We start from the raw sequence: 25,809 nt of genomic DNA, 5'->3' as shown, positions 1-25,809 counted from the left end.
GGGTCTGTCGCATTGTGCGCTCAGCCTCACGGGTATAAACTTCGCCAACTTTACACAGAGGCCACTAACGGTTCCTTTGAGAACTGTTCAGTCAGCATGAAACCGATTCAGCTGCCCCTAGGTGTGCGTCTGCGTGACGACGCCACCTTCATCAACTACTACCCAGGCGCCAATGCCGCTGCACTCGGCTATGTCGAGCGTCTCTGCGAAGCCGACGCCGGGTGGACAGAGAGCCTGATCTACCTGTGGGGCAAGCACGGCGTCGGGCGCACGCATCTGTTGCAGGCCGCGTGCCTGCGCTTCGAGCAGATGGGCGAACCGGCGGTGTATCTGCCGCTGGCCGAGTTGATGGACCGCGGCGTGGAAATCCTCGACAACCTTGAACAGTACGAACTGGTCTGCCTGGATGATTTGCAGGTGATTGCCGGCAAGGCCGACTGGGAAGAGGCGATGTTTCATCTGTTCAACCGTCTGCGTGACAGCGGCCGGCGCCTGCTGATCGCCGCGTCCACTTCACCGCGCGAACTGCCTGTGAAGCTGGCTGACCTGAAATCCCGTCTGACCCTGGCGCTGATCTTCCAGATGCGCCCACTTTCTGATGAAGACAAATTGCGTGCGCTGCAATTGCGCGCATCCCGTCGCGGTCTGCACCTGACCGATGAAGTCGGGCACTTCATTCTCACTCGCGGCACGCGCAGCATGAGCGCGCTGTTCGATCTCCTCGAGCGGCTTGATCAGGCTTCATTGCAGGCGCAACGCAAGCTGACCATTCCCTTTCTCAAGGAAACACTCGGCTGGTAGTAGTGGGCTTTTGCCAGCTTTCAGGCGCCAGAAAACCCGCGTATCTGCGGCGATCCACCGGCTAGGCGAGTTACGCGCTTAGATGTAAACGCGAAACCGGGAAGTCACATAAAGTTCGATTGAATTTGCAAATGAGGACGATAGCGGGCATAGTCTCGGCTTCTTTACAACTATCAGCCACGGTCGTGCCCATGCTAAAGCGCTTCGCACCCCTCGTGCCTCTCGCACTCGTTACCCTGTTATTCGGTTGTGCTGCTCATTCTCCGGTTCAAGAGCCGCCGCAACAGGTCAAGAATTCTGCTACTGCCCAGTCTTCCGTTATTTACCAGGAAGAGCTGGACACCGAAAAAGAACTCAACCAGTTCAACGGCAGCAAGCCTTATCAGCTTCCTGTTCTGGCTGACAGCATCCTCGAACGCGGCATGTCCCTGATCGGTACCCGTTACCGTTTCGGCGGTACCTCTGAAGCCGGCTTCGATTGCAGCGGTTTCATCGGTTACCTGTTCCGTGAAGAGGCGGGCATGAACCTGCCGCGTTCTACTCGCGAAATGATCAACGTTGATGCGCCGCTGGTTTCGCGCAGCAACCTTGAGCCGGGTGATCTGCTGTTCTTCGCCACCAATGGTCGTCGCGGTCGTGTCAGTCACGCCGGGATCTACCTGGGTGACAATCAGTTCATCCACTCCAGCAGTCGTCGCAGCGGCGGTGTTCGCATCGACAGCCTGGGTGACAGCTACTGGAGCAAGACCTTCATCGAAGCCAAGCGTGCACTCGCCATGGCGCCGACCGTGGTCACCGCTCGCAAGTAAGCCCGAGGTCGCTGCGTTCGCGGCGACAAAACGGCACGGCAACGGAGTAGACCTAAACTTTACAAGGTGAAGTTAAAGTCTTACTTGAAGTTTGCCGCGTAGCCGCTAGAATCCTGAATCTATATTGATGGCAAACCGCCTGCGTGATGACGCAGGCGGTTTTGTTTCTGTCCATTCTGCAGAGAAAGCCGCAGCCAGATCAGGATGTTCTGCTTATGACGATGTCGGCCCGCCTCACCTTGATCCTTTGCGCCGCGCTGCTCAGCGCCTGCGCCAGCCGTACACCGCCGCCAGCCCCCGTGGTTCGCGCGCCGATCGTGTTCGGTCCTTCCCAGGCTTTTTCTCCCGTTGCTGAAGACGTGCTGTTCCGCGCCCTCGGCCTGGTCGGCACGCCGTATCGCTGGGGCGGCAACACGCCAGATTCCGGTTTCGATTGCAGTGGTCTGATCGGTTTCGTCTACCGCGACGCGGCGGGAATTTCGCTGCCACGCTCGACCCGCGAAATGATCGTCATGCAGGCGCCGAATGTCGGCAAGGAAGGCTTGCAGACCGGCGACCTGATTTTCTTCGCCACCAATGGCGGCTCGCAGGTCAGTCATGCGGGGATTTACGTCGGTGAGGGGCGCTTCGTGCATGCACCGGCCACGGGTGGCACGGTCAAGCTTGATAGCCTGTCGAAGGCCTATTGGCAGAAGGCGTATCTGAGCGCCAAGCGAGTGTTGCAGCCGGGGCAGCTGGCGCATAACCCGTAGTAAAAATCGCATACATTCTAATGTGGGAGCGAGCCTGCTCGCGAAAGCGGTGTATCAGCCAATTCAATGGAGGTTGACACTACGCATTCGCGAGCAGGCTCGCTCCCACAGTTGTTTCAAGTCACATTCAACATCACTTCGTGGCCGACACACGCCACACTTTGTTCCCGACATCATCCGCCACCAGCAAGCCACCTTGCTGATCGATCACCACGCCCACTGGGCGGCCCAGCGCGTTCTCATCCTTGTCGAGGAAACCGGTCAGCACATCCACCGGTTGCCCGGTCGGTTTGCCGCCAGTGAACGGCACGAAAATCACCTTGTAGCCGCTGTGCGGTTTGCGGTTCCACGAGCCGTGCTGGCCAATGAATGCGCCTTCCTTGAATTGCGCCGGCAAGCGGTTGCCCTCGGCGAAGGTCAGGCCCAGCGAAGCGGTGTGCGGACCGACGGCGTAATCCGGAGCGATGGCCTTGGCCACCAGATCAGGATTCTGCGGTTTGACTCGCACATCGACGTGTTGCCCGTAGTAGCTGAACGGCCAGCCATAGAAGCCGCCGTCCTTGACCGAGGTGATGTAGTCCGGCACCAGATCGCTGCCGATTTCGTCACGCTCGTTGACCGCTGTCCACAAGGCGCCGCTGGTGGGTTCCCAGGCAAGGCCGTTGGGGTTGCGGATGCCCGAGGCGAAGATCCGGTGATTGCCGGTCGCCCGATCCACTTCCCAGATCGCCGCGCGGCCTTCTTCCTGATCCAGACCGTTTTCGCCGACGTTACTGTTCGAGCCGACGGTGACGTAGAGCTTGTTGCCGTCCTTGCTGGCGATGACGTTCTTGGTCCAGTGGTGATTCAGCGTGCCGCCGGGCAAGTCGACGACTTTGATCGGTTGGGTTTTGATCTCGGTGGCGCCCGGCTCGTAGTTGAAGCGCAGCAGGCGGTCGGTGTCGGCAACGTACAAATCATTGCCAACCAGCGTCATGCCAAACGGCGAATTGAGGTTCTGCAGGAACACCGTGCGGGTTTCCGCGACGCCATCGTGGTCGGCATCACGCAGCAGGGTGATGCGGTTCGGGCTGGGTACGCCGGCACCGGCCTTGCCCATGACTTTCTTCATCACCCAGCCACGAATGCCTTTGCTGTCATCGGGCTTGGGCGGCGCATTGGTTTCCGCCACCAGCACATCGCCGTTGGGCAGCACGTAGAGCCAGCGCGGGTGATCGAGTCCTTCGGCAAACGCCGCGACCTGGGTGCCGGCCGCTGCGGTCGGTTTCGCGCCGTCCGGCCAGCCCACCGCCGGGGCGATGTTGACTGTCGGGATCAGTGTCTTGTTCGGTTCGGGCAGTTTCGGTGACGGACCGGTGCCGTCGGAAACTTGCAGGCTGGAGGTTTCACCGCAGGCAGCGAGCCCGCCAGCGACGGCGATGATGAGAGCGAGTGGGGCCTTGCGCATTGCTGATCTTCCCTATGAATGCATTCCTAAACATAGAGGAGGGCGCAGGCCCGATGGTTCAACTGCTCAACCGCGGGCTTCCTTGAACAGCACGGCGATGCCCGGATGATAGTTGCCCGCGTCGCTGTGCAATTTGCGATAGGCGTAGGGGAAATACCAGGCCACGGCGCAGGTGTGTTCCTTTTGCAGGTCGTCGACCATGTCCTGCAGTTCTTCAGGGCTGGCGCTGTGCTGGGCTTTTTGCGGAGCGATGAAGAGGCAGCCGAGCTTGAGATCGCTTGCGTAGCTGATGCGCTTGGCATCAACGGTGATGTCGAGCAGGGCCTGGGTCAGGTTGAGGTTGTTGACCCGTGGCCAGCGTTGCGTGGCCTGAATGAATGCACGGTCTTCGCTGCCGGCAATTAACAGATCGGCGCGGGCATTGCGTTCGCCTTCTTCGTTCTGTTTGCGCGTGGCGGTGTCGTTCAGCGTGACCATTTCAGCCATCCACGCCGCTGCCGCGAGCAGGCCCAGATTGGCTTTCTCGTCGTGCCAGTACGGCGTGTCGTTGTCGCCGCGAACGGTGTTGTAGCGATCGATACAGTCAAACCAGCGTTCCAGCACCGGGCGCAGGAATTCCAAGCGCGGGTTGCTGATGATCATGCCTTGCATCGTCGTCATCCTTATTGTTGTAGTGGGCTTTTCGGAAAAAGCATGGCTCTTTGATATCACTTGTCACAGTCTGGCACAAGATTGCCGCTGCACATTTGATCAGCGGCAGTTATTCGCGCGCAAAGCGCCTCTTCAATTGACGCTCCACCCCCAACCCTCTAACCTTCGCCGCTTGTTTCAGGTGCTCTGTGGCCCCGCGTCGACAGAGTGAAACAGGGAAGCCGGTGAGTGTGGTCTTCAAGCGAAGCCACGACGATCCCGGCGCTGCCCCCGCAACGGTAAATGAGTGAAAACTGCGCCTTGAGCCACTGCCTCGAAAGAAGCGGGAAGGCGCGCAGTCAGGCGAAACGCCGCTCATGAGCCCGGAGACCGGCCTGATCCATCTCAACGGCATCACGGTGGGCGATGCCAGGCTTTTTGCCGTCTATTCTTGTGCCTGCCCGCCGTTATCCAGCCTCAACGGAGAGCTCCCCCATGACTGATTCCCCCGAGCGTGACGAACGCCATCTGGCGCGCATGCAGCGCAAGAAAGCCGTGATCGACGAACGCATCGCCAACTCGCCCGACGAATGTGGCCTGGTGCTGGTGCTGACCGGCAACGGCAAAGGCAAGAGCAGCTCGGCATTCGGCATGCTCGCCCGCGCCATGGGCCACGGCATGCAATGCGGCGTGGTGCAGTTCATCAAGGGCCGCAACAGCACTGGCGAAGAATTGTTTTTCCGCCGCTTCCCCGAGCAGGTGCGTTTCCACGTCATGGGCGAAGGTTTCACCTGGGAAACCCAGGATCGCCAACGTGACATCGCCGCGGCGACCGCCGCTTGGGAAGTCTCCCGCGAATTGTTGCGCGACCCTTCGATCGGTCTGGTGGTGCTCGACGAATTGAACATCGCCCTCAAGCACGGCTACCTCGATCTCGATCAGGTGCTCAGCGATTTGCAGGCGCGTCCGCCGATGCAGCACGTGGTGGTCACCGGTCGCGGCGCCAAGCCGGAAATGATCGAGATGGGCGACACGGTCACCGAGATGGGCATGCTCAAGCACGCCTTCCAGGCCGGGATCAAAGCGCAGAAAGGCGTCGAACTTTGAAGCAACCACGTCACTGCCCGGCGGTATTGATTGCCGCGCCGGCCTCCGGTCAGGGCAAGACCACCGTCACCGCTGCACTCGCCCGTTTGCATCGCAATCAGGGGCGTAAGGTGCGCGTATTCAAATGCGGTCCGGATTTTCTCGACCCGATGATCCTCGAGCGCGCCAGCGGTGCGCCGGTGTATCAACTGGACATGTGGATGGTCGGCGAGCAGGAAAGTCGCCGCCTGTTGTGGGAAGCCGCCGCCGAAGCCGACCTGATTCTGATTGAAGGGGTGATGGGCCTGTTCGACGGCACGCCATCCAGCGCTGATCTGGCGCGCCACTTCGGTGTGCCGGTGCTCGGCGTGATCGACGGCACCGCCATGGCGCAGACCTTTGGCGCCTTGGCGCTGGGCCTGGCGAAGTATCAGCCGGACTTGCCATTCGCTGGCGTGCTGGCCAACCGCGTCGGCACCTTGCGCCATGCGCAATTGCTCGAAGGCAGCCTCACCGAAGGTCTGCGCTGGTACGGTGCGCTGTCCCGCGAAACCGGTATCGAATTGCCGAGCCGCCACCTCGGCCTGGTTCAGGCCAGCGAATTGAATGATCTGGATCTGCGCCTCGACGCGGCCGCCGATGCGCTGGCCAGCAGTTGCGAGGTCGCGCTGCCACCCGCCGTTGAATTCGCCGCGCCTGACCTCATCGCCGCAGAGCCTCTATTAAAAGGTGTGCGCATCGCCGTTGCCCGCGATGAAGCCTTTGCCTTCACCTATGGCGCCAGTCTCGATCTGCTGCGGGCGATGGGCGCCGAACTGCAGTTTTTCTCGCCGATTCGCGACACCCGATTGCCCGAGGCGGACAGCCTGTATCTGCCGGGCGGTTATCCGGAACTGCATCACGTCGCGCTGGCGCAAAACGCCTCAATGCTGGCGGCGATCCGCGCGCACCATGCGGCGGGCAAGCCGTTGCTCGCCGAGTGTGGCGGCATGCTTTATCTGCTTGATTCGCTGACCGACGTGGAAGGCACCCGTGCTGAGCTGGTCGGTTTGCTCAAGGGCGAGGCGGTGATGCAGAAGCGTCTCGCGGCGTTGGCGTTGCAGGCGGTTGAGTTGCCGGAAGGTTCCTTGCGGGGGCATACGTATCACCATTCGCTGACTACAACCGAGCTGACGCCGATTGCCCGTGGGCTGAGTCCCAATGGCGGGCGCGGTGCTGAGGCGGTTTATCGCGAGGGGCGGATGACGGCTTCCTATGTGCACTTTTATTTCCCGTCGAATCCTGTGGCTGTCGCTGCGCTGTTTGCGCCCGGCCTTGAGACCGCCATCGCTGGCAAGCCAGCTCCCACAGGGGATTGCGTTTCGTCAGGTATTGCACCGCCCACTGTGGGAGCTGGCTTGCCAGCGATGGGGCCATGACCGACAACGCATTCTCCGAAGCCGAACGCGCAGCGGTCTACAAGGCCATCGCCGAACGCCGCGACATGCGCCACTTCACCGGCGGCAGCGTCGAACCGCAGCTGCTGCGCCGTCTGCTCGAGGCCGCTCATCAAGCGCCGAGCGTCGGCCTGATGCAGCCGTGGCGCTTCATCCGCATCAGCGATCGTGCTCTGCGCGGGCAGATCCGCGATCTGGTGGAAGAAGAGCGCATCCGCACCGCCGAAGCCCTTGGCGAGCGCAGCGATGAGTTCATGCAACTCAAGGTCGAAGGCATCAACGACTGCGCTGAGGTGCTGGTCGCGGCGCTGATGGACGATCGCGAAAAGCACATCTTCGGTCGGCGCACGTTGCCGGAAATGGACATGGCCTCGTTGTCCTGCGCGATCCAGAATCTGTGGCTGGCCTCCCGTGCCGAGGGCCTGGGCATGGGCTGGGTCTCGCTGTTTGAACCGCAGGCATTGGCGGATTTGCTCAAGTTGCCGGTCGGTGCCAAGCCGCTGGCGGTGTTGTGTCTCGGCCCGGTCAGGGAATTCTATCCGGCGCCGATGCTGGTACTTGAAGGCTGGGCGCAGGCGCGGCCGCTCAACGAGTTGCTGTACGAAAATTATTGGGGAGTGAGTCAATGAGTGTGGCGTTGCTGAGTGTCGCCGCGGTAGCGCTGGATGCGCTGCTCGGTGAACCGAAACGCTGGCATCCGCTGGTGGCGTTCGGCAATTTTGCCGGGCGCATCGAGCAACGCTTCAACGCCGGCGGTCGTGGCTGGCGCAGCCATGGCGTGACCGCGTGGGTTATCGCGGTACTGCCGCTGACCTTGCTCGCCACAGCATTTTCCTGGGCGCCTTATGTCGGCTGGATTGTCGAGATTCTCGCGTTGTATTGCGCCCTCGGCATGCGCAGCCTCGGCGAACATGTTGCGCCGGTTGCGGCGGCGTTGCGCGCCGATGATCTGGACGAGGCGCGCAAGCGTGTCGGTTATCTGGTCAGCCGCCAGACCGATGAACTCGACGGCACTGCGGTTGCCCGCGCCGCGACTGAGTCGGTGCTGGAGAACGGCAGCGATGCGGTGTTCGCTGCGCTGTTCTGGTTTGTCGTCGCCGGCGCGCCGGGCGTGGTCCTGTATCGCTTGAGCAATACCCTCGATGCGATGTGGGGTTATCGCAACGAACGCTTCGAGCGTTTCGGTTGGGCGGCGGCGAAAATCGACGACGTGTTGAACTACATTCCTGCGCGTCTGGTGGCATTGACCTACGCGCTACTGGGCAAAACCCGCCTCGCGCTCAAATGCTGGCGCACCCAGGCGCCGCAGTGGGACAGCCCCAACGCCGGCCCGGTGATGGCGGCCGGTGCCGGTGCGCTGGGCGTCGAGTTGGGTGGCCCGGCGATCTATCACGGCGAACTGCATGAGCGCCCGCAACTGGGCGAAGGTGCGCCGGCCGATGCCGATTCCATCGACCGTGGCTGGCAATTGGTCCAGCGCGGCGTATGGTTGTGGCTGCTGATGCTTTGCCTGGGGGCGGAATTTTATGCTTGAGCACGGTGGCCGGTTGCGCAAGGCTGCACTCGATTACGGGATTGCCGAAGCCGACTGGCTCGACCTGTCCAGCGGCCTCGCGCCATGGCCGTTCCCGATCCCGGAAATCCCGCTACGCGCCTGGGCGCGCTTGCCGGAAACCGATGACGGTCTGGAACAGGCCGCCTGCGATTATTACGGCGCCGCGCAGGTGCTACCGGTGGCCGGCTCGCAAATGGCTATCCAGTTGCTGCCGCGTCTGCGCCGGGCCGGCAAGGTCGGCGTGTTGTCGCCGTGCTATGCCGAGCATGCCGAAGCGTGGCGGCGCAGCGGTTACATTGTCCGTGAAGTGCTCGAGCAGGAAGTCGAATTCTTTCTCGACAGTCTTGATGTGCTGGTGGTGGTCAATCCGAACAACCCGACCGGCCTCAGCCTGACCCCGGCGCGCCTGCTCGACTGGCATGCGCGGCTGGCGCAACGCGGCGGCTGGCTGGTGGTCGATGAAGCGTTCATGGACAACACGCCGCAACTGAGCCTGGCGCCCTATGCGCATCAGGTCGGGCTGGTGGTGTTGCGTTCGTTCGGCAAGTTTTTCGGTCTGGCCGGGGTGCGCCTCGGTTTCGTTCTGGGCGAGCGCAAGTTGCTCAAACTGCTCGCCGAACAGGTCGGGCCGTGGGCGGTGAGCGGGCCGACGCGGGTGCTCGGTACGGCGTGCCTGCAAGACACCGAGGGCCATACCCGTCAGCGGATTCGCAGCGATGAAGCGAGCGAACGGCTGGCGGCGTTGCTGACACGTTGCGGTTTTGCACCGCAGGGCGGCTGCGCGCTGTTTCAGTGGCTGATCACCGAGCACGCCGAAGCGCTGCACGAATTCCTCGCCCGGCGCGGCATCCTCCTGCGCCTGTTCAGCCACAACAGCAGTGTGCGTTTCGGCCTGCCGGCCGATGCCGCGAAAGAGTTGCGCCTCGAACAGGCTTTGCAAGCTTTCACCAAGGACAATCCATGACCACTCTGATGGTGCAAGGCACCACGTCCGATGCTGGCAAAAGCACTCTGGTGACGGCGTTGTGCCGCTGGGCCACCCGCCAGGGCGTGGCGGTGGTGCCGTTCAAACCGCAGAACATGGCGCTCAACAGCGCAGTCACCGCTGACGGCGGCGAGATCGGCCGCGCGCAGGCAGTGCAGGCGCAAGCGGCCTTTCTCGAACCCCACACCGACATGAACCCGGTATTGCTCAAGCCCAACAGCGACACCGGCGCGCAAGTGATCATTCATGGCCGCGCGGTGACGACGATGAACGCCGTCGCCTATCACGATTACAAGGCCATCGCGATGCGAGCGGTGCTCGCCTCGCACGAGCGACTCAGCGCTGCCTATCCGCTGGTAATGGTCGAGGGCGCCGGTTCGCCGGCGGAGATCAATCTGCGCGCCGGCGACATTGCCAACATGGGCTTTGCCGAAGCGGTGGACTGCCCGGTTTTGCTGATCGCCGACATCAATCGCGGCGGCGTGTTTGCGCATTTGGTCGGCACCCTGGAATTGCTTTCGCCGAGTGAACAGGCGCGGGTCAAAGGCTTCATCATCAACCGCTTTCGCGGCGATATCGCCTTGCTGCAACCGGGCCTCGACTGGCTGGAACAACGCACCGGCAAACCGGTGGTCGGCGTGTTGCCGTACGTGATGGACCTGCACCTTGAAGCCGAGGACGGCATCGACCAACGCCAGACCGACAAGGCCGAGCAGGTGTTGAAAGTGGTGGTGCCGGTGCTGCCGCGTATCAGCAATCACACCGACTTCGACCCGCTGCGTCTGCATCCGCAGGTGGATCTGCAATTTGTCGGCCCGGGGCAGGCGATTCCCGCCGCCGACCTGATCATCCTGCCGGGCTCGAAAAGCGTGCGCAGTGATCTGACTTATCTGCGCGCCAACGGCTGGGACGCGGCGATCAATCGGCATCTGCGCTACGGCGGCAAGGTGCTGGGGATTTGCGGCGGTCTGCAGATGCTCGGTGAACAGGTGCACGATCCGCTTGGGCTGGAAGGCGCTGCCGGCTCCAGCGCGGGGCTGGGTCTGCTGGCGTTCGAAACGCAGCTCGAAGCCGAGAAGCAACTGCGCAACGTGCGCGGGCGGCTGGCGCTGGAAAACGCCGCAGTCAGCGGTTACGAAATTCATGCTGGCGTAACCAGCGGGCCGGGGCTGGAAACGCCGGCGGTGCATCTGGACGACGGTCGTTGCGATGGTGCGCAAAGTGCCGATGGCCAGGTGTTCGGCACCTATCTGCATGGCTTGTTCGAATCCCCCGAGGCGAGCGCGGCGTTGTTGCGCTGGGCCGGGTTGAGTGATGTGCAGGAAGTCGATTACCACAGCTTGCGCGAGCGTGATATCGAGCGGTTGGCGGATCTGGTGGAGAAGCATCTGGATACCGGGCTGTTGCGTCAGCTCTGCGGGATTTGAGTTGTCCTGGCTGGCCTCTTCGCGAGCAGGCTCGCTCCCACAGGGAACTGCGATCAACGGTGGGAGCGAGCCTGCTCGCGAAGGGGCCGGTTGCCTTACCACACATTTTTGGATGAACCCATGCTCCAACTGATCCTCGGCGGCGCCCGCTCCGGCAAAAGTCGTCTGGCGGAAAAACTCGCCAGCGACAGCCATCTGGCGGTCACCTACATCGCCACCAGCCAACCGCTCGACGGCGAAATGAATCAACGCGTCGCCCATCATCGCGCACGTCGCCCGGTCGAATGGGCGTTGATCGAAGAGCCGCTGGAACTGGCCCGCGTGCTGCGCGAATCCGCCGGCGCCGAGCGCTGCCTGCTGGTCGATTGCCTGACCCTGTGGCTGACCAATCTGCTGATGCTCGACGACACCGAACGTCTCGCCGCCGAGCGTGAAGCCTTGCTCGATTGCCTGGCGTCGTTGCCGGGTGAAATCATTTTTGTCAGCAACGAGACCGGAATGGGTGTCGTGCCGCTGGGCGAATTGACCCGCCGCTATGTCGATGAAGCCGGTTGGCTGCATCAAGCTCTGGCCGAGCGCTGTCAGCGAGTTGTCCTGACCGTCGCCGGCCTGCCCCTGACTTTGAAAGGACCTGCGTTATGAGCCCGACCTGGTGGCTGAACCCGTGCAAAACCGTGAACCCGGACATCATCGCGCAAGCGACCGAGCGCCAGCAGCAACTGACCAAACCGGCCGGTTCGCTGGGGCGCCTTGAATCGGTGGCCGTGCAACTGGCCGGTCTGCAAGGTCAGCTCAAGCCAACGCTGGATCAAGTCTGGATCGCGATTTTCGCTGGCGACCATGGCGTGGTAGCCGAAGGCGTATCGGCTTATCCGCAGGAAGTCACCGGGCAGATGCTGCTCAACTTTGTCAGCGGCGGCGCGGCGATCAGCGTGCTGGCGCGTCAGCTCGGTGCGCAACTGGAAGTGGTCGATCTGGGCACGGTGAATCCGGCGCTGAATCTGCCCGGCGTGCGCCATCTGAACATTGGCGCGGGAACGGAGAACTTCGCTCAGGGCGCAGCAATGACTCAGGCGCAGGGCGAATCGGCCTTGCAGGCCGGTCGCGACAGCGTCTTGCGCGCGAAAGCCGCCGGCACCCAGTTGTACATCGGCGGCGAGATGGGCATCGGCAACACCACGGCGGCCAGTGCGCTGGCCTGTGCCTTGCTCGATTGCCCGGTGGTGCACCTGACCGGTCCCGGCACTGGGCTGAATGCCGCTGGCGTCAGCCACAAGGCGCACGTCATCGAACGCGCTCTGGCGCTGCATGCCGCACAGCGTGGCGATGCCTTGCAGACGTTGTTCAATCTCGGCGGGTTCGAGATTGCCGCGTTGGTTGGTGCCTATCTGGCCTGCGCGCAGGAAGGCATCGCGGTGCTGGTCGACGGCTTCATCTGCACGGTCGCGGCACTGGTCGCGGTGCGCTTGAATCCCGCCTGTCGCCAGTGGCTGTTGTTCGGCCATCGCGGTGCCGAGCCGGGCCATCGCCATGTGCTGGAAACCTTGAGCGCCGAGCCGCTGCTCGAGCTCGGCCTCCGCCTGGGCGAGGGCAGTGGCGCGGCGTTGGCAGTGCCGTTGTTGCGTCTGGCCTGTGACCTGCACGGGCAAATGGCGACGTTCGCCGAAGCAGCCGTGGCGGATCGCCCGGCATGAGCCTGCGCCTGGATCTGCTGCGCCATGGCGAAACGGAACTCGGCGGCGGCTTGCGCGGCAGCCTCGACGATGCGCTGACCGCAAACGGCTGGACGCAGATGCGTGCAGCGGTGGTCGACGGCGGGCCGTGGGATCGTATCGTCAGTTCGCCATTGCAGCGCTGCGCGCGCTTCGCAGCTGAACTCGGCGAGCAACTGAATCTGTCCGTGCATCTGGACAAGGATCTGCAGGAACTGCATTTCGGCGCTTGGGAAGGGCAGAGCGCGGCGGCATTGATGGAGACGGATGCCGAAGCGCTGGGGCTGTTCTGGGCTGATCCCTATGGCTTCACGCCACCGCAGGGGGAGCCGGTCAGCGCGTTTTCCGCACGGGTGTTGGCGGCGGTCGGACGGTTACATGCGGCTTACGCCGGTGAACGGATTCTGCTGGTCAGCCACGGCGGCGTGATGCGGTTGTTGCTGGCGCAGGCACGAGAGCTGCCACGTGAACAGTTGCTCAATGTCGAGGTCGGCCACGGCGCGCTGTTTGCGCTAACGGTCGCTGCGGACGGCGCGCTCAAGGAAGGTCACTGAGATGTTGCCGCTGTGGATCGCCTTGCAGTTTCTCAGCAGCCTGCCGATTCGCCTGCCGGGCATGCCCGAGCCGCACCAGCTCGGCCGTTCGCTGCTGTTTTATCCGCTGGTGGGATTGCTGTTCGGGCTGATCCTCTTCGCGTTGAATCTGTTGTTGGCCGGCGCGCCGTTGTTGCTGCATGCGGCGCTGTTGCTGACCGTGTGGGTATTGCTCAGCGGCGCGCTGCATCTCGATGGCCTGGCCGACAGCGCCGATGCCTGGCTCGGCGGTTTTGGTGATCGCGAGCGCACGCTGACGATCATGAAAGATCCGCGCAGCGGGCCGATTGCGGTCGTCACGCTGGTGCTGGTCCTGTTGCTCAAATTTGCCGCGCTGCTGGCGCTGATCGAGCAAGGGCATACCCTGGCGCTGATCATCGTTCCGGTACTCGGGCGAGCGGCGCTGTTGGGGTTGTTTCTGACTACGCCGTATGTGCGTGCGGGCGGCTTGGGTCAGGCACTGGCCGATCATCTGCCGCGTAGAGCGGGGTGGTGGGTGCTGGGGTTGAGTGCGCTGGGCTGCGTGTTCATCGCGGGTATTGGCGCGGTGCTGATTTCGCTGGTCGGGTTTGTCTGGCTGCGGCGTTTGATGATGCGGCGGTTGGGCGGGACTACCGGGGACACGGCGGGGGCGTTGCTGGAATTGCTGGAGATGGGGGTGTTGGTGGGGCTCGCTTTGGTCTGAAGGATTTGCGGAGATGATGCCGGCCCCTTCGCGGGCAGGCTCGCTCCCACCTTCGAAATGCAATCCCCTGTGGGAGCGAGCCTGCTCGCGAAGGCGGCCTCACCGGCAACGATGATGTGCAGAGTAAACTCATCTGTAACTTGATTTAACACACTCGCGGGTATATACACGCATCATGCTTCCTTCTCAGTGTTTGTGCACCAACCTGCGTCGCGCCGCGCGTGGCGTCAGCAGGCATTACGACGGCGCTCTCGACGGCTTCGGGATCAACGTTGCCCAGTATTCTCTGCTGTGCAATCTGCAGCGGCTGGAGCAACCGAGCATTTCCGAACTGGCAGAGGCCATGGGCCTGGATCGCAGCACCTTGGGGCGCAACTTGCGCGTGCTCGAGGGCGAAGGTCTGGTGACGCTGGCCGAAGGCGAGGACATGCGCAACCGTATCGTGCGCCTCACCGAAACCGGCGTGCAGCGCCTGGCAGCAGCATTGCCGGCGTGGGAAGCGGCGCAACAGCGGCTGATCGACCGTCTCGGTGCCGAGAAGCGCGAAACTTTGCTCAAACTGCTCGACGAACTGGCCTGACGCCGGTTTTTTCGCGCTCAAGCGGGTATATACCCGCGACTGGAGAATAACAATGACATCAATGTGGCGTACGTGCGGTTGGGTGTTGCTGGGGAGTGCGCTGATCCTGGCGTTGTCATTGGGCGTGCGCCACGGGTTCGGTCTGTTCCTGTCGCCGATGAGCGCGCAGTTCGGCTGGGGTCGCGAAGTGTTTGCCTTCGCCATCGCCCTGCAAAACCTGATCTGGGGCCTGGCGCAGCCATTCACCGGCGCCCTGGCCGACCGCTTCGGCGCGGCGAAAGTGGTGCTGGTCGGTGGGATCCTCTACGCAGCGGGCCTGGTGTGCATGGGCCTGTCTGATTCGGCAGTGACTCTGTCACTGAGTGCCGGCCTGCTGATCGGTATCGGTCTTTCGGGCACTTCGTTTTCGGTCATTCTTGGTGTTGTGGGTCGCGCTGTGCCGCCAGAGAAACGCAGCATGGGCATGGGTATCGCTAGCGCCGCCGGTTCGTTCGGCCAGTTTGCGATGTTGCCGGGCACGCTGGGCCTGATCGGCTGGCTCGGCTGGTCGGCCGCGCTGTTGGTGCTGGGCCTGTTGGTGGCGATGATTGTGCCGCTGGTGAGCATGCTCAAGGACAAGCCGCTGCCGGTGCTTGGCCATGAACAGACTCTTTCCGAAGCGCTGCGTGAGGCCTGCTCGCACTCCGGTTTCTGGCTGCTGGCGTTCGGCTTTTTTGTCTGCGGTTTTCAGGTGGTGTTCATCGGTGTGCACTTGCCAGCGTATCTGGTCGATCAGCATCTGCCCGCCAGTGTTGGCACTACGGTGCTGGCGTTGATCGGACTGTTCAATATCTTCGGCACTTACACCGCCGGTTGGCTCGGTGGCCGCATGTCCAAACCGCGCCTGCTGACAGCGTTGTATCTGCTGCGCGCGGTGGTGATCGTGCTGTTCCTGTGGTTGCCGGTGACGACCATGTCGGCGTACCTGTTCGGTATGGCCATGGGTTTCCTGTGGCTGTCGACGGTGCCGTTGACCAACGGTACGGTGGCGACATTGTTCGGCGTGCGCAATTTGTCCATGCTCGGTGGCATTGTCTTTCTGTTCCATCAGCTCGGCTCGTTCCTTGGTGGCTGGCTGGGCGGGGTGGTGTACGACCGTACCGGGAGTTATGACTTGATCTGGCAAGTGGCGGTTCTCTTGAGCCTGCTGGCAGCGGCCCTGAACTGGCCGGTGCGCGAGCGTCCGGTGGCGCGCCTGCAAGCTGCGGCGAGTGCAGCATGAGCCGGATCTGCGCGCGGGTCGTTGTTGCCGCACTGGCTGCGGCGCTGTTGGCGCTGGTGTGGTGGGGCTGGCAGCGCGGTGGTCTGGCGCTGATGCAGTTGGGCATGAGTATTTGCTAGATGGCAGCGTGGCGAGTAACGTCGAAGCCTGATGACTGCCCAAGGAAATTCGACATGTTGATGCGCTGGTGTGCTGTTCCCGCGTTGCTGATGGCGTTGACTGGCCTGGCCCAGGCCGCCGATTGTCCTGAGCTGCTGCAAGGCTCGCTGCCCAAGCTGCGCGCCAAGGAATCCATCGATCTGTGCAAGCAGTACGCCGACAAGCCGCTGGTGGTAGTCAATACCGCCAGCTTCTGCGGTTTCGCCCCGCAGTTCGAAGGCCTCGAGGCGCTGAACAAGCGCTACAAGGCGCAAGGGCTGGAGATGCTCGGCGTGCCGTCCAATGACTTCAAGCAGGAGTCCAAGGACAGCGCCGAAACCGCCAAGGTCTGCTACGCCAACTATGGCGTGACCTTCAACATGACCGAGCCGCAGAAGGTTCGCGGCGACGACGCCACGCATCTGTTCCAGGTGCTGGCCGCGCAGAGCAATGCGCCGAAGTGGAATTTCTACAAGTATGTGGTCGACCGGCAGGGCAAGGTGGTGGCGAGTTTTTCCAGTTTGACCAAACCGGATGATCCGGAATTTATTGCGGCGATCGAAAAGGCCATTGCCTCCAAACCGCTGAAGCCCTGATTAATGCTGTTCTCTGTGGGAGCGGGCCTGCTCGCGAAGCGATGTGTCAGTTAGCACATCAACATCTAACATACCGCCTTCGCGAGCAGGCTCGCTCCCACAGGGGTGATTTAGTCGTTCCAGTGAAAAGTTGCAGACATGAAAAAGCCCCGCTTCTGTAAAGAGTGCGGGGCTTTTTCGTGGGCGAGGGGTTAGCCTCGCCACGGTGCATCAGAAGCGGTAAGTCGCGCCGACACCGAAGCCGTTTGCCGAGTTTTCATACTTGGCATCGTAAGTCTGGCCACGCGCGTTTTCGTTGCGGATGTTGACCGACTCTTCTTTCAGGTACGAGTACGCGACGTCGATGGTCAGGTCGTCCGTCGGGCTCCAGCCGGCACCGATACTGAAGATGGTGCGGTCGCCAGTCGGGATACGCGGCGAGCGGTCTTCGTTATTGGTTGGCGACTGGTCGAAGGTCAGACCGGTACGCAGGACCCATTCCTTGTTCAACTGGTACGAGGTACCCACGGCGTACGCCCAGGAGTCATGCCAGTTCTGGTCTTCGTTGATCGAACCGAACTGACCGGCCAGCAGAGGCTGCACGCCGGAGTTCTTTACGGTGATCTTGTCCAGTTGGCTCCAGCGGGTCCAAGTGGTACCGGCGTAGACGTTCCAGCGATCGTTGATTGCCTGGGTGACCGACAGGTCCACGGATTCCGGCGTGGTGATCTTCAACGAAGCGTCGTACTTCTGGTTGGCGCCAACGCCCACCAGCGCCAGAGCGTTGTAGTTGACCTTGGTGTCGCCTTCGAGCTTGTAGTCGACCTTGGAGTGGTAGGTCAGGCCGACACGGGTGGTGTCGGTGGCCTGGACCAGCAAGCCGACGTTGTAACCCAGCGCGGTATCGTCACCCTTGATCTTGACCTTGCCGTCCGGCAGTGCCTGGGTGATCGACAGGTTGGATTCCAGCGAGCCGTCGATGCGGTTGATGGTCGGGCCGAAACCGATCGACACCTTGTCGTTGAAGGCGTAGCTGACGGTTGGCTGGAAAGTGATGACTTGTACTTCGGACTTGCTGCCGAAGTAACGACCGGCGAAGCCGTTTTCGTAATCCGTGATCAGACCGAACGGTACGTACACACCGAGACCGAATGCCCAGTGGTCATCGATCGGTTTTACATAGAAGCCCATAGGTACAGCGGTGAAGGGCACCATGTCGCCTTTGTTGCTACCGCCGTTAGGGCTGGAGCTGGCGTTGCTGATATCGGTGTGTGCATCGACAACGGCGACACCGCCGGTGACTTGTTCGCGCTTGATGCGCGCCATGCCGGCCGGGTTGCCATAAACAGTGCTTGCGTCGTCGGCAGAAGAAGATCGCCCGGCAAAACCAGTCCCCATCCCACTGATGCTTTGTTCGTTGAGGGCAAAACCTGCCGCGAAGATTTGTGTGGAGGCAAGGGTAACGGCGAGGCTAAGGGTGGTTTTGAGCATGACTTTTTTCATTATTAGAACTCCTGGTGATCACCGGGGCGAAAATTACCAACATTTTCGTCCCAGCGCTATAGCCTGTATGCCTTGAGTTAGAGCGGTTTTGTAGGACAATCCGACCAAAATGGAGACCTGATGCGAGAACTTGTGAAACCGCCCGGTCAGCAAGCGACCTGATTCAGCGGTGAAACACAGGTTTGCCAGGCATAGGTGAAGTCGCGCAGACGACCTTGCGGTTGAAAGGTCTGGCGCCAGATACGCGCCATGCCGAGCAGGTCGGTCGGAGCGGGGAGGGTGGGGTTTTGTTCTTCTACCAGCAGCCAGGCGATGGCCGTGGCGTAACGCAGGTTGACGGTCAGTTCCAGATGCGGGCCGCTGAGGAACGCATGCTGACTGGCGAGGCCGCGCACCAGGCTGGCGCGCTCCGGATCGAGCGCCAGATAATCGTCCCAGAGGGCCTGATGGCGATGCTCGGCAATCCGGTAGAGGCCGTGGCCACGGCGGTCATGCAGGGCAGACCCGAGGGCGGACTGGCTGGCGGCGATACCCAGCAGCAGGGATTCGGCAGTTGCGCAGTGGCGTCCCAGATAAATCAGTGTGGGACGGATCACATAGCGGCACAGTTCGCTGGCAGCGATACCCATAACACCCTCGGTTCTTGTTGTTGAGGGCGAGTCCTGAAGGGGCCTTGGCAGCAGTGGATCGACTCAGGCTCGCCGCAAGCGGGTCAAGCCGCTTGAGTTGAAGTGTAGTGTCATATTCAGCGTGTAAAGGCCTGTTTTTAAAATATTTCCGCCATCGCATCCCGGGCGTTAGATCGGAACATGCTTAGAAGCGCAGCGCTAAAAGTGAAATATCAGGCAATAAAAAGCCCCGCTTTTCAGCAGGGCTTTGCTTTTGCAGCCTGTCCGGCTTTCAGGCAACCAGTGCCTGGCGGGTACGCTCGATCACGGCCTGCAGCGGTTCGGCGCTGGAGTATTGATCGGGGTACAAACGCTCGCTGTGACGAGCGATGCCGTGTTCATTGACCACGGTGAAGCTGAAGCAGCCTTTGCGAGCGGCCATGATCAGGCAGTTCATTGGAGCAAAAGCGTTGGTTAGGGTGCGAATGGCATCCTGAGTCTGGATTTGAGTAGACATAGTTATTAGGTGTTCCTACAAATGACACGGATAAGAACCGTGCAACGTTAAAACGTTCCAGTAACGTTGATCACCATTGATCGAACGAAGAACCCGACTGGAACAAAGCAGCCAGTTTGAAGCGCTGATAAATGTGCGCGCTTGGGCTGGCAGGTAGGTACTTAGGAGGACAGGCATCACAGCGAGGGCAAAGGTTCTGGGCCCGGGGTGAAGATCCTGATCAATTTGCAGGTTGGTTCGGTCAGAGTAAGTGTTCTTCGCAACGCCCTTTGTTTTCGTTCAAAGGCAGCGTCGTCGCAAGATTTACCTGGAAACCATCGAGGGGTCGTTCCCGCTTTTTTCGGCAATGTCTTCCTGTTGGAAGTTGACCGTGGGGAGATGTTCGACCGGAATTGACTTTCAGCTTGGTACTAACGCCGCGGATAGTAACGGATCCGTTCGGGCGAAGCAAACCCCATGACCAAAAAAAGGATCACCGGGAAAGGTCGTGTCGCACCGTCCGTCGGCGTGCGTGCTTTTCGCAGAGCCTTTCGGTCGCTCGCAGCTGCGCAAAATGACCCGAAAAAGCGCACGCATATAACCGGCTCACAGGTACTTGTGCACATTAGTTGCGCAGAGCGTAACGCAACTGTCACATCGATCCTGACGCCAGTCGCTGCCTGTATCAAAAGTTTAAGTCAATGAAAAATATCGTCTTTTTTTGTTGGTGAAAAAATCGTCAGTTTGACTGCGAGCCCCATTCCATAAGGCTTTGCGGGGATCGTAGAGCGGTTGTCCACTGACTTATCCACAGCTTCTGTGGATTGTCCCTAGCGCTTGCTCTAGCACGGGCGTGCCGGGTTTTTTTCGACTTTACCTGTAAGAAAAAGAGAGTAAAGTGGCGCGCCTTCCGATCTGTCCCGCAGTGCTTTATGAAGTTTCGCTCAGTATCAGACTCTGTTACCTCCAATCCGACCTCTGTTACCGCTCCCAAGCGTTTTTCCGTGCGTGTTGCCGAATGGCTGCTCGATGCGCCGCGCCTGAGCGACAGTCCCAGCGCCAAGCACCTGGCCGGCCGTCTGCTCAAGCAACCGGCCCGAGAAGGCGTGGTCGCTGCACAGAGCCGTCTCGGCCAATTGATTTGCCGGGAGTGCGGCAATGCCCGTGACCGGCGTATCGGTCAGGAGTTGCTGCGTCAGGCCGCCCGTGCCGGTGACCGTCGCGCGCAGCAGGAACTCGGTCTGATCGAAGACTGAGCTGTCCAAGCCCAGACACCTTGGTTAACCTTCAGGCTTTATCCGATTGGCAGGAGTCGCTATGGCTATGGACTTGACCAGCATATTGCTTGGTCTTGCGGCAGCAGGGGTGCCGCTGCTGGCGCTGGCCTGGCAACTGCAACGCCGGGCCAGCAATGCCCAGGCCGATCTGGCCTTGCTCGAAGAGCGCCTGGCCATGGCGCAACTGGCCCAGGACGGCCTCACCGCGCAGCTTGAAGCGAGCCGCGATGAAATCGCCGATCTCGGCCAGGCCAACGCCGCCAAACAGGCAGACCTCGCCGCCCTGCGCCGCGAAGTCGAATTGCTGCAGATCGAGCGCGACGACGCCCGCGATGCCTCCCACGCCTGGAACCTCGAACGCGCCAACAAGGATGCTGAGTTACGCCGCCTGGACGCCCACGCTGCCTCGCTGAGCGCCGAACTGCGAGAGCAACAGGAAAGCCATCAACAACGTCTCAACGACCTGCAAGGCTCACGCGATGAACTGCGCGCGCAATTCGCCGAGCTGGCCGGCAAGATCTTCGATGAGCGTGAGCAGCGCTTTGCCGAAACCAGCCAGCAGCGGCTCGGGCAGTTGCTTGATCCGTTGAAAGAGCGCATCCAGTCCTTTGAAAAACGCGTTGAAGAAAGCTATCAGGCCGAAGCCCGCGAGCGCTTCTCGCTGGCCAAGGAGCTGGAGCGTTTGCAGGCGTTGAACCTGCGTCTGAGCGACGAAGCGACCAATCTGACTCGCGCGCTCAAGGGCCAGAAAACCCAGGGCAATTGGGGCGAACTGATCCTCGAGCGGGTTCTTGAGCACGCGGGTCTGGAGAAGGGCCGCGAGTATCAGACTCAGGTCAATCTCAAAGGCCCGGACGGTGAGCGCTTCCAGCCCGATGTGATCATTTATCTGCCCGGCGACAAGCAGGTGGTGGTCGACTCGAAAGTCAGCCTCACGGCCTATCAACAATATGTTGCGGCTGATGACGACACGTTGGGGCAGGTCGCGATCAAGCAGCACGTGTTGTCGCTGCGCAATCATGTGAAAGGTCTGGCCGGCAAGGATTACAAGCGTCTGGAAGGCTTGCACAGCCTCGATTTCGTTTTGCTGTTCGTACCGATTGAAGCGGCATTTTCTGCGGCATTGCAGGCTGAGCCGTCGCTGTTTCAGGACGCTTTCGACCGCAATATCGTGATCGTCAGCCCGACTACGCTGCTGGCCACGCTGCGGGTGATTGACAGTCTGTGGAAGCAGGAGCGGCAGAGCCAGAACGCCCGGGAAATCGCCGAGCGCGCGGGTTGGCTGTACGACAAGTTCGTGTTGTTTATTCAGGATCTGGACGAAGTGGGCAATCGTCTGCAGCAGCTGGACAAGGCTTACAGCTCGGCGCGCAACAAGCTGACAGAGGGGCGCGGTAATCTGGTCAGCCGCAGTGAGCAGTTGAAGTTGCTCGGTGCGCGGGCGAGCAAGAGCTTGCCGGCGGATTTGCTCGAGCGGGCGATGACGGATGTTGATGGGTTGGTTGAGTTGCCTGAGTAGGCGTCGTTTATTGGGCTGATTTTGGGGGCATATCCGTTGCTGCGGTCGTGGCGGCTGGCGGTTTCGCCCTTACGGCGAGTCACCTTTTTCAAACGCCGGAGTGCCGGCCCAGCAAAAAGGTAACCCAAAAGGCTTGCTCCTGCGTTCGGCCCTCGCAAGCTCGGGTCCCTTCGCTCCGGGATCGATCCGGGCGCAGCGGCTCCGGTTTGCTTCGCTGCACCTCCTTGCGCTGTGTCTGGCTGCGCCAGACGGTCGCTGCGCTCCCACGCCCGGATCAATCCCTCCGCTCAGCCTTCCGACGTCGCCGGTGGATCAAGATCAAAAGCACTCGAGCTAACGCTCATTGTGTAGGAGCTGACGAAGGCTGCGATCTTTTGCTTTTGCTTTTCTGTGGGAGCGAGCCTGCTCGCGAAGGCGTCTGCAAGATCACTCTCTACAACGGCAAAAACCGACTCAAAAGCGCCCGCAACGCCGCCGGCTTCACCGGTTTGGCCAGGTAATCCAGGCCCGCCGCATGCACTTGCGCCACGGTCTCCGGGCGTCCATCCGCGCTGATGACCACGCCGGGCACGGGCTCGCCCAGGCGCGTGCGCAACCACGCCATCAGCTCTGTGCCGGTATCGCCGTGGTCGAGGTGATAGTCGACCAGCGCCAGTTGTGGCCGCACACCTTCATTCAATATCGCTGCGCATTCTTCGCGATTGCGCGCCGTCCACACTTGGCAGCCCCAGCGGCTCAGCAGGCTGTTCATGCCGATCAGGATGCTGTCTTCGTTATCGATGCACAGTACCTGCGCGCCGCTGAGCAGTTTTCCGTTCAGTTCCACCGTCGCGCTAACTGGTGGCGTTTGCGTGCGGGCGATCGGCACTGTCACGCTGAACACACTGCCGCGCCCCGGCCAGGAGCGAACGCGCAGGGTATGCCCGAGCACGCGGCACAAGCCATCGGCGATCGCCAGACCCAGGCCCAGGCCTTTTTCGGCGCGGGTCTGGTGGCTGTCGAGGCGTTTGAATTCTTCAAAAATCACCTGCTGCTTGTCTTCCGGAATGCCCGGGCCGCGATCCCAGACTTCCAGGCACAGCTCGCCACCGCGCCGACGCACGCCCAGCAGCACCGGACCCTTGGCGTAGCGGAACGCGTTGGTGAGGAAATTCTGCAGAATCCGCCGCAGCAGTTTGATGTCGCTGTCGATGCGCAATTGACTGCCACGCACCCGGAACGTGAGTTTTTGCTCTTGGGCGAGCGCCTTGAATTCCGCGCCGAGGGTGTCGAACAGTTCATTGACGACGAACGCTTTGCGATCCGGGTTGATCTTGCCGTTTTCCAGGCGCGAGATGTCCAGCAGATCGCTGATCAGGTCTTCCGCCGAACGCAGCGAGCTGTCGAGGTGTTGCACCAGCTGCTGCGCCTCTGCGCTCAAGCCTTCGTTCTGGTGAGAGAGGGCGGCGGAGAACAGCCGTGCGGCGTTCAGCGGTTGCATCAAGTCATGGCTGACGGCGGCGAGGAAACGGGTTTTCGACTGGTTGGCCGCCTCAGCATTGCCCTTGGCTTCGGTGAGCGCGACATTGAGTTGCGACAGTTCCTGGGTGCGTTCGCTGACCCGTTGCTCGAGTCCTTCGTTCGCCTCGGTCAGCGCCTGTTCGGCTTCGCGGAACGCGGTAATGTCGGTGAAACTCATGACAAATCCGCCGCCGGGCATCGGGTTGCCGATCAGCTCGATCACCCGGCCATTGGGGAACAGTCGTTCGGAAGTGTGCGCGCGACCCTGACGCATCCAGTGCAAGCGTCGCGCGACGTGCACTTCCGCTTCGCCGGGGCCGCACAAGCCGCGTTCGGCGTTGTAGCGAATGATGTCGGCAATCGGCCGGCCGACGCTGATCAGGCCGTCGGGGTAGTTGAACAGCTCCAGATAACGCCGGTTCCACGCCACCAGTTTCAGCGACTGGTCGACCACGCTGATGCCCTGGGTGATGTTCTCGATCGCGCCTTGCAGCAGCGCGCGGTTGAATTGCAGCACTTCCGAGGCTTCGTCAGCGATTCGGACTACGTCCTCCAACTGCATTTCCCGACCTTCGATGGCGGCCTTTACTACGGCGCGCGTCGAAGAAGCGCCGAGGACACCAGCCAGCAAGCGTTCGGTGTGGGCAATCCATTCGCTGTCGGCGTTCTGGTTGGGGTTGAAGCCCTTGCCCTGGCGGTAGGCGAAGCGAATGAAGCTCTGCCGCGCGCGTTCTTCGCCGACAAAACGCGCCGCCAGTTGCAGCAGATCGTCGATCTGTACCGCCAGCATCGAACGAGCATTAGGTCGTGCGCTGATTTCCTGGCCGATGAAACGCCCAGCCTGCCAGTGCTCGGAAACCCGCGTGCGCGAGAGCACCGAGACCCAGGCGAACAGGGTGAAATTACCGGCCAGCGACAGCACTACGCCTTGAGTCAGCGGGGTGATCGGCAGGTTCAGTGGATTGCTGTGCAGCCACGCCAACCCGGGGAAACTCGCCAGCGACCAGCCGAGACTGTGCGCGGCAATCGGCAGTACTAGCGTGTAGAACCACAGAAAGGTGCCGGTGGCGAGGCCGGCGAACACGCCGCGACGGTTGGCCTGTTTCCAATACAGCGCGCCGAGCATCGCCGGCGCCAGTTGCGTCACCGCGGCGAAGGCGATCTGGCCGATGGTCGCCAGGCTCGCGGTCGAGCCAAGCAAGCGATAACTGACATAGGCCAGCAGCAGAATCACCACGATGCTCACTCGGCGCACCGAGAGCATCCACTGGCGGAACACTTCGAACGGGCGCTCGGCGTTGTTGCGGCGCAACAGCCACGGCAACAGCATGTCGTTGGAGACCATGGTCGACAGTGCGACGCTGGCGACAATCACCATGCCGGTCGCTGCCGATGCACCACCGATAAACGCCAGCATCGCCAGCGCCGGATGGGCCTGGGCCAGCGGCAGGCTGATCACAAACGAGTCGGGCAGCACGTGGCTGGGCAGCATCATCTGACCGGCAAGGGCGATCGGTACTACAAACAATGCGGCCAAAGCCAGATAGGCGGGGAAGACCCACTTCGCCAGACGCAGATCCTGCGGGTCGATGTTCTCCACCACGGTGACGTGAAATTGCCGGGGCAGGCAAATGATCGCCATCATCGCCACGCCGGTCTGCACCACCATCGATGGCCAGTTGATGGTTTCCTTCCAGTACGCCTCAAGGCGCGGGGCGAGCATTGCCTGATTGAACAGGTCGTCGAAACCGTCATACAGACCGTACGTGACGAAGGCGCCGACGGCGAGAAAGGCGAACAGCTTGACCAGCGACTCGAACGCGATCGCCAGCACCATGCCACGGTGGTGTTCGGTGGCGTCGAGGTTGCGCGTACCGAAAACGATGGTGAACAACGCCAGCACCAGCGACACGATCAGCGCCGTGTCTTGAGCGCGGGTGCCCATGGCATCGGCGCCGGCGCCGATCAACAGGTTCACGCCAAGGACGATGCCTTTGAGTTGCAGGGCAATATAGGGCAACACGCCGACCAGGCAGATCAGCGCCACCACCACCGCCAGCGATTGTGACTTGCCGTAGCGCGCGGCGATGAAGTCGGCGATGGAGGTGATGTTCTCCTGTTTGCTGATCATCACCATTTTCTGCAGGACCCACGGCGCGCCGACCAGCAGCAGGATCGGCCCGAGGTAGATCGGCAGGAATGACCACAGTTGTTCCGCCGCCTGACCGACCGCGCCAAAGAACGTCCAACTGGTGCAGTAAACCGCCAGTGACAGGCTGTACACCCAGGCGCGCACCCGTGGCGGCAACGGCGTGCTGCGACGGTCGCCGTAGAAGGCGATAGCGAACATGATGGCCATGTAGGCCAGGGCAACGACGGCGATCAGCCCGGTGGACAACGACATGCAGCACTCCCGACAAATGACTCCCCGGCA

25 protein-coding genes and 1 riboswitch are annotated in these 25,809 nt (G+C 61.6%); of the genes, 19 read left to right on the top strand and 6 right to left on the bottom strand.

Features of this window, described 5'->3' with window-relative positions; genetic code table 11:
• Positions 1-96 precede the first annotated feature (96 nt).
• The 3 genes from hda to J5M66_RS06800 all read left to right on the top strand — a co-directional run bounded on the left by hda (position 97) and on the right by J5M66_RS06800 (position 2,362).
• Positions 97-801: a DnaA regulatory inactivator Hda gene (hda, locus tag J5M66_RS06810; protein WP_207807436.1), complete on the top strand. Its 705-nt coding sequence runs from the start codon at positions 97-99 to the stop codon at positions 799-801.
• Between the two features lie 191 nt (positions 802-992).
• On the top strand, positions 993-1,610 hold the full coding sequence (locus J5M66_RS06805) for an NlpC/P60 family protein (protein ID WP_016773699.1): 618 nt from the start codon (positions 993-995) through the stop codon (positions 1,608-1,610).
• 215 nt (positions 1,611-1,825) lie between these two features.
• The gene (locus tag J5M66_RS06800; protein ID WP_016773700.1) at positions 1,826-2,362 is read left to right on the top strand and encodes a C40 family peptidase; all 537 of its coding nucleotides are present in this window, start codon (positions 1,826-1,828) and stop codon (positions 2,360-2,362) included.
• A gap of 133 nt (positions 2,363-2,495) precedes the next feature.
• Here the strand turns inward: J5M66_RS06800 and J5M66_RS06795 are convergent, their stop codons facing one another.
• Both J5M66_RS06795 and J5M66_RS06790 read right to left on the bottom strand, forming a co-directional pair.
• The gene (locus J5M66_RS06795; RefSeq protein WP_123442813.1) at positions 2,496-3,809 is read right to left on the bottom strand and encodes a sorbosone dehydrogenase family protein; all 1,314 of its coding nucleotides are present in this window, start codon (positions 3,807-3,809) and stop codon (positions 2,496-2,498) included.
• 66 nt (positions 3,810-3,875) lie between these two features.
• Complete coding sequence (locus tag J5M66_RS06790) at positions 3,876-4,460, bottom strand: hypothetical protein (RefSeq protein WP_123442812.1); 585 nt, start codon at positions 4,458-4,460, stop codon at positions 3,876-3,878.
• Between the two features lie 162 nt (positions 4,461-4,622).
• Positions 4,623-4,853, top strand: a riboswitch (cobalamin riboswitch).
• An 81-nt stretch (positions 4,854-4,934) separates the two neighbouring features.
• Between J5M66_RS06790 and cobO the strand changes: the two genes are divergently transcribed.
• The 14 genes from cobO (at position 4,935) to J5M66_RS06725 (ending at position 16,493) form a co-directional block, all read left to right on the top strand.
• Positions 4,935-5,546 carry a cob(I)yrinic acid a,c-diamide adenosyltransferase gene (gene cobO / locus J5M66_RS06785; RefSeq protein ID WP_016773703.1) on the top strand — a complete coding sequence of 204 codons (612 nt, stop codon included), beginning with the start codon at positions 4,935-4,937 and terminating at the stop codon, positions 5,544-5,546.
• Positions 5,543-6,943, top strand: coding sequence for a cobyrinate a,c-diamide synthase (locus tag J5M66_RS06780; protein ID WP_123442811.1), 1,401 nt, complete (start codon positions 5,543-5,545; stop codon positions 6,941-6,943). The genes cobO and J5M66_RS06780 overlap by 4 nt, the downstream gene beginning before the upstream one ends.
• Positions 6,940-7,590: a 5,6-dimethylbenzimidazole synthase gene (gene bluB, locus J5M66_RS06775; protein WP_207807435.1), complete on the top strand. Its 651-nt coding sequence runs from the start codon at positions 6,940-6,942 to the stop codon at positions 7,588-7,590. The genes J5M66_RS06780 and bluB overlap by 4 nt, the downstream gene beginning before the upstream one ends.
• Positions 7,587-8,495: an adenosylcobinamide-phosphate synthase CbiB gene (gene cbiB, locus J5M66_RS06770; RefSeq protein WP_016773707.1), complete on the top strand. Its 909-nt coding sequence runs from the start codon at positions 7,587-7,589 to the stop codon at positions 8,493-8,495. The genes bluB and cbiB overlap by 4 nt, the downstream gene beginning before the upstream one ends.
• Positions 8,488-9,480, top strand: a complete 993-nt coding sequence (gene cobD, locus J5M66_RS06765) for a threonine-phosphate decarboxylase CobD (RefSeq protein WP_207807434.1) — start codon at positions 8,488-8,490, stop codon at positions 9,478-9,480. The genes cbiB and cobD overlap by 8 nt, the downstream gene beginning before the upstream one ends.
• Positions 9,477-10,928, top strand: a complete 1,452-nt coding sequence (locus tag J5M66_RS06760) for a cobyric acid synthase (protein WP_207807433.1) — start codon at positions 9,477-9,479, stop codon at positions 10,926-10,928. The genes cobD and J5M66_RS06760 overlap by 4 nt, the downstream gene beginning before the upstream one ends.
• Before the next feature lie 120 nt (positions 10,929-11,048).
• Positions 11,049-11,570, top strand: coding sequence for a bifunctional adenosylcobinamide kinase/adenosylcobinamide-phosphate guanylyltransferase (gene cobU, locus J5M66_RS06755; protein ID WP_130902176.1), 522 nt, complete (start codon positions 11,049-11,051; stop codon positions 11,568-11,570).
• Positions 11,567-12,622, top strand: a complete 1,056-nt coding sequence (cobT, locus tag J5M66_RS06750) for a nicotinate-nucleotide--dimethylbenzimidazole phosphoribosyltransferase (RefSeq protein WP_207807432.1) — start codon at positions 11,567-11,569, stop codon at positions 12,620-12,622. The genes cobU and cobT overlap by 4 nt, the downstream gene beginning before the upstream one ends.
• On the top strand, positions 12,619-13,194 hold the full coding sequence (gene cobC / locus J5M66_RS06745; protein ID WP_073472668.1) for an alpha-ribazole phosphatase family protein: 576 nt from the start codon (positions 12,619-12,621) through the stop codon (positions 13,192-13,194). The genes cobT and cobC overlap by 4 nt, the downstream gene beginning before the upstream one ends.
• Position 13,195: 1 nt before the next feature.
• Positions 13,196-13,918, top strand: coding sequence for an adenosylcobinamide-GDP ribazoletransferase (locus tag J5M66_RS06740; RefSeq protein ID WP_207807431.1), 723 nt, complete (start codon positions 13,196-13,198; stop codon positions 13,916-13,918).
• A 175-nt stretch (positions 13,919-14,093) separates the two neighbouring features.
• A complete protein-coding gene (locus J5M66_RS06735; protein ID WP_064365418.1) occupies positions 14,094-14,498 on the top strand; it encodes a MarR family transcriptional regulator in 405 nt (134 codons plus the stop codon).
• A gap of 52 nt (positions 14,499-14,550) precedes the next feature.
• On the top strand, positions 14,551-15,759 hold the full coding sequence (locus J5M66_RS06730) for an MFS transporter (RefSeq protein ID WP_110601190.1): 1,209 nt from the start codon (positions 14,551-14,553) through the stop codon (positions 15,757-15,759).
• On the top strand, positions 15,756-15,878 hold the full coding sequence (locus J5M66_RS27150) for a hypothetical protein (RefSeq protein ID WP_016773715.1): 123 nt from the start codon (positions 15,756-15,758) through the stop codon (positions 15,876-15,878). Before J5M66_RS06730 ends, J5M66_RS27150 begins: the two co-directional genes overlap by 4 nt.
• A gap of 54 nt (positions 15,879-15,932) precedes the next feature.
• Complete coding sequence (locus J5M66_RS06725; RefSeq protein ID WP_071171497.1) at positions 15,933-16,493, top strand: hypothetical protein; 561 nt, start codon at positions 15,933-15,935, stop codon at positions 16,491-16,493.
• 210 nt (positions 16,494-16,703) lie between these two features.
• On the opposite strand, the gene J5M66_RS06720 is transcribed toward J5M66_RS06725, so the two are convergent.
• The 3 genes from J5M66_RS06720 to J5M66_RS06710 form a co-directional block, all read right to left on the bottom strand.
• Positions 16,704-17,975, bottom strand: coding sequence for an outer membrane protein transport protein (locus tag J5M66_RS06720; RefSeq protein WP_016773717.1), 1,272 nt, complete (start codon positions 17,973-17,975; stop codon positions 16,704-16,706).
• 146 nt (positions 17,976-18,121) lie between these two features.
• Positions 18,122-18,604 (bottom strand): hypothetical protein, encoded by a 483-nt coding sequence (locus J5M66_RS06715; RefSeq protein ID WP_024012180.1) that lies wholly within the window; start codon positions 18,602-18,604, stop codon positions 18,122-18,124.
• A 271-nt stretch (positions 18,605-18,875) separates the two neighbouring features.
• Positions 18,876-19,100: a hypothetical protein gene (locus tag J5M66_RS06710; protein ID WP_016773719.1), complete on the bottom strand. Its 225-nt coding sequence runs from the start codon at positions 19,098-19,100 to the stop codon at positions 18,876-18,878.
• A 911-nt stretch (positions 19,101-20,011) separates the two neighbouring features.
• On the opposite strand from J5M66_RS06710, the gene J5M66_RS06705 reads away from it, so the two are divergent.
• Both J5M66_RS06705 and rmuC read left to right on the top strand, forming a co-directional pair.
• Positions 20,012-20,335: a hypothetical protein gene (locus J5M66_RS06705; RefSeq protein WP_024012181.1), complete on the top strand. Its 324-nt coding sequence runs from the start codon at positions 20,012-20,014 to the stop codon at positions 20,333-20,335.
• Between the two features lie 175 nt (positions 20,336-20,510).
• On the top strand, positions 20,511-21,875 hold the full coding sequence (gene rmuC, locus J5M66_RS06700) for a DNA recombination protein RmuC (protein ID WP_166554593.1): 1,365 nt from the start codon (positions 20,511-20,513) through the stop codon (positions 21,873-21,875).
• A gap of 433 nt (positions 21,876-22,308) precedes the next feature.
• Here the strand turns inward: rmuC and J5M66_RS06695 are convergent, their stop codons facing one another.
• Positions 22,309-25,779 carry a PAS domain-containing hybrid sensor histidine kinase/response regulator gene (locus J5M66_RS06695; RefSeq protein WP_136492240.1) on the bottom strand — a complete coding sequence of 1,157 codons (3,471 nt, stop codon included), beginning with the start codon at positions 25,777-25,779 and terminating at the stop codon, positions 22,309-22,311.
• Positions 25,780-25,809: the final 30 nt, after the last annotated feature.

It is taken from the genome of Pseudomonas sp. 67(2021) (assembly GCF_017491835.1).
In the GTDB taxonomy this organism is placed as follows: domain Bacteria; phylum Pseudomonadota; class Gammaproteobacteria; order Pseudomonadales; family Pseudomonadaceae; genus Aquipseudomonas; species Aquipseudomonas atacamensis.
This window is presented reverse-complemented; position numbering and strand designations above follow the sequence as displayed.

Bases quoted from the DNA above. Each gene is read 5' to 3' on its own strand.
- hda (WP_207807436.1), top strand. From the start codon at position 97: ATGAAACCGATTCAGCTGCCCCTAGGTGTGCGTCTGCGTGACGACGCC.
- J5M66_RS06805 (WP_016773699.1), top strand. From the start codon at position 993: ATGCTAAAGCGCTTCGCACCCCTCGTGCCTCTCGCACTCGTTACCCTG.
- J5M66_RS06800 (WP_016773700.1), top strand. From the start codon at position 1,826: ATGACGATGTCGGCCCGCCTCACCTTGATCCTTTGCGCCGCGCTGCTC.
- J5M66_RS06795 (WP_123442813.1), bottom strand. From the start codon at position 3,809: ATGCGCAAGGCCCCACTCGCTCTCATCATCGCCGTCGCTGGCGGGCTC.
- J5M66_RS06790 (WP_123442812.1), bottom strand. From the start codon at position 4,460: ATGCAAGGCATGATCATCAGCAACCCGCGCTTGGAATTCCTGCGCCCG.
- cobO (WP_016773703.1), top strand. From the start codon at position 4,935: ATGACTGATTCCCCCGAGCGTGACGAACGCCATCTGGCGCGCATGCAG.
- bluB (WP_207807435.1), top strand. From the start codon at position 6,940: ATGACCGACAACGCATTCTCCGAAGCCGAACGCGCAGCGGTCTACAAG.
- cbiB (WP_016773707.1), top strand. From the start codon at position 7,587: ATGAGTGTGGCGTTGCTGAGTGTCGCCGCGGTAGCGCTGGATGCGCTG.
- cobD (WP_207807434.1), top strand. From the start codon at position 8,488: ATGCTTGAGCACGGTGGCCGGTTGCGCAAGGCTGCACTCGATTACGGG.
- J5M66_RS06760 (WP_207807433.1), top strand. From the start codon at position 9,477: ATGACCACTCTGATGGTGCAAGGCACCACGTCCGATGCTGGCAAAAGC.
- cobU (WP_130902176.1), top strand. From the start codon at position 11,049: ATGCTCCAACTGATCCTCGGCGGCGCCCGCTCCGGCAAAAGTCGTCTG.
- cobT (WP_207807432.1), top strand. From the start codon at position 11,567: ATGAGCCCGACCTGGTGGCTGAACCCGTGCAAAACCGTGAACCCGGAC.
- cobC (WP_073472668.1), top strand. From the start codon at position 12,619: ATGAGCCTGCGCCTGGATCTGCTGCGCCATGGCGAAACGGAACTCGGC.
- J5M66_RS06740 (WP_207807431.1), top strand. From the start codon at position 13,196: ATGTTGCCGCTGTGGATCGCCTTGCAGTTTCTCAGCAGCCTGCCGATT.
- J5M66_RS06735 (WP_064365418.1), top strand. From the start codon at position 14,094: ATGCTTCCTTCTCAGTGTTTGTGCACCAACCTGCGTCGCGCCGCGCGT.
- J5M66_RS06730 (WP_110601190.1), top strand. From the start codon at position 14,551: ATGACATCAATGTGGCGTACGTGCGGTTGGGTGTTGCTGGGGAGTGCG.
- J5M66_RS27150 (WP_016773715.1), top strand. From the start codon at position 15,756: ATGAGCCGGATCTGCGCGCGGGTCGTTGTTGCCGCACTGGCTGCGGCG.
- J5M66_RS06725 (WP_071171497.1), top strand. From the start codon at position 15,933: ATGTTGATGCGCTGGTGTGCTGTTCCCGCGTTGCTGATGGCGTTGACT.
- J5M66_RS06720 (WP_016773717.1), bottom strand. From the start codon at position 17,975: ATGAAAAAAGTCATGCTCAAAACCACCCTTAGCCTCGCCGTTACCCTT.
- J5M66_RS06715 (WP_024012180.1), bottom strand. From the start codon at position 18,604: ATGGGTATCGCTGCCAGCGAACTGTGCCGCTATGTGATCCGTCCCACA.
- J5M66_RS06710 (WP_016773719.1), bottom strand. From the start codon at position 19,100: ATGTCTACTCAAATCCAGACTCAGGATGCCATTCGCACCCTAACCAAC.
- J5M66_RS06705 (WP_024012181.1), top strand. From the start codon at position 20,012: ATGAAGTTTCGCTCAGTATCAGACTCTGTTACCTCCAATCCGACCTCT.
- J5M66_RS06695 (WP_136492240.1), bottom strand. From the start codon at position 25,779: ATGTCGTTGTCCACCGGGCTGATCGCCGTCGTTGCCCTGGCCTACATG.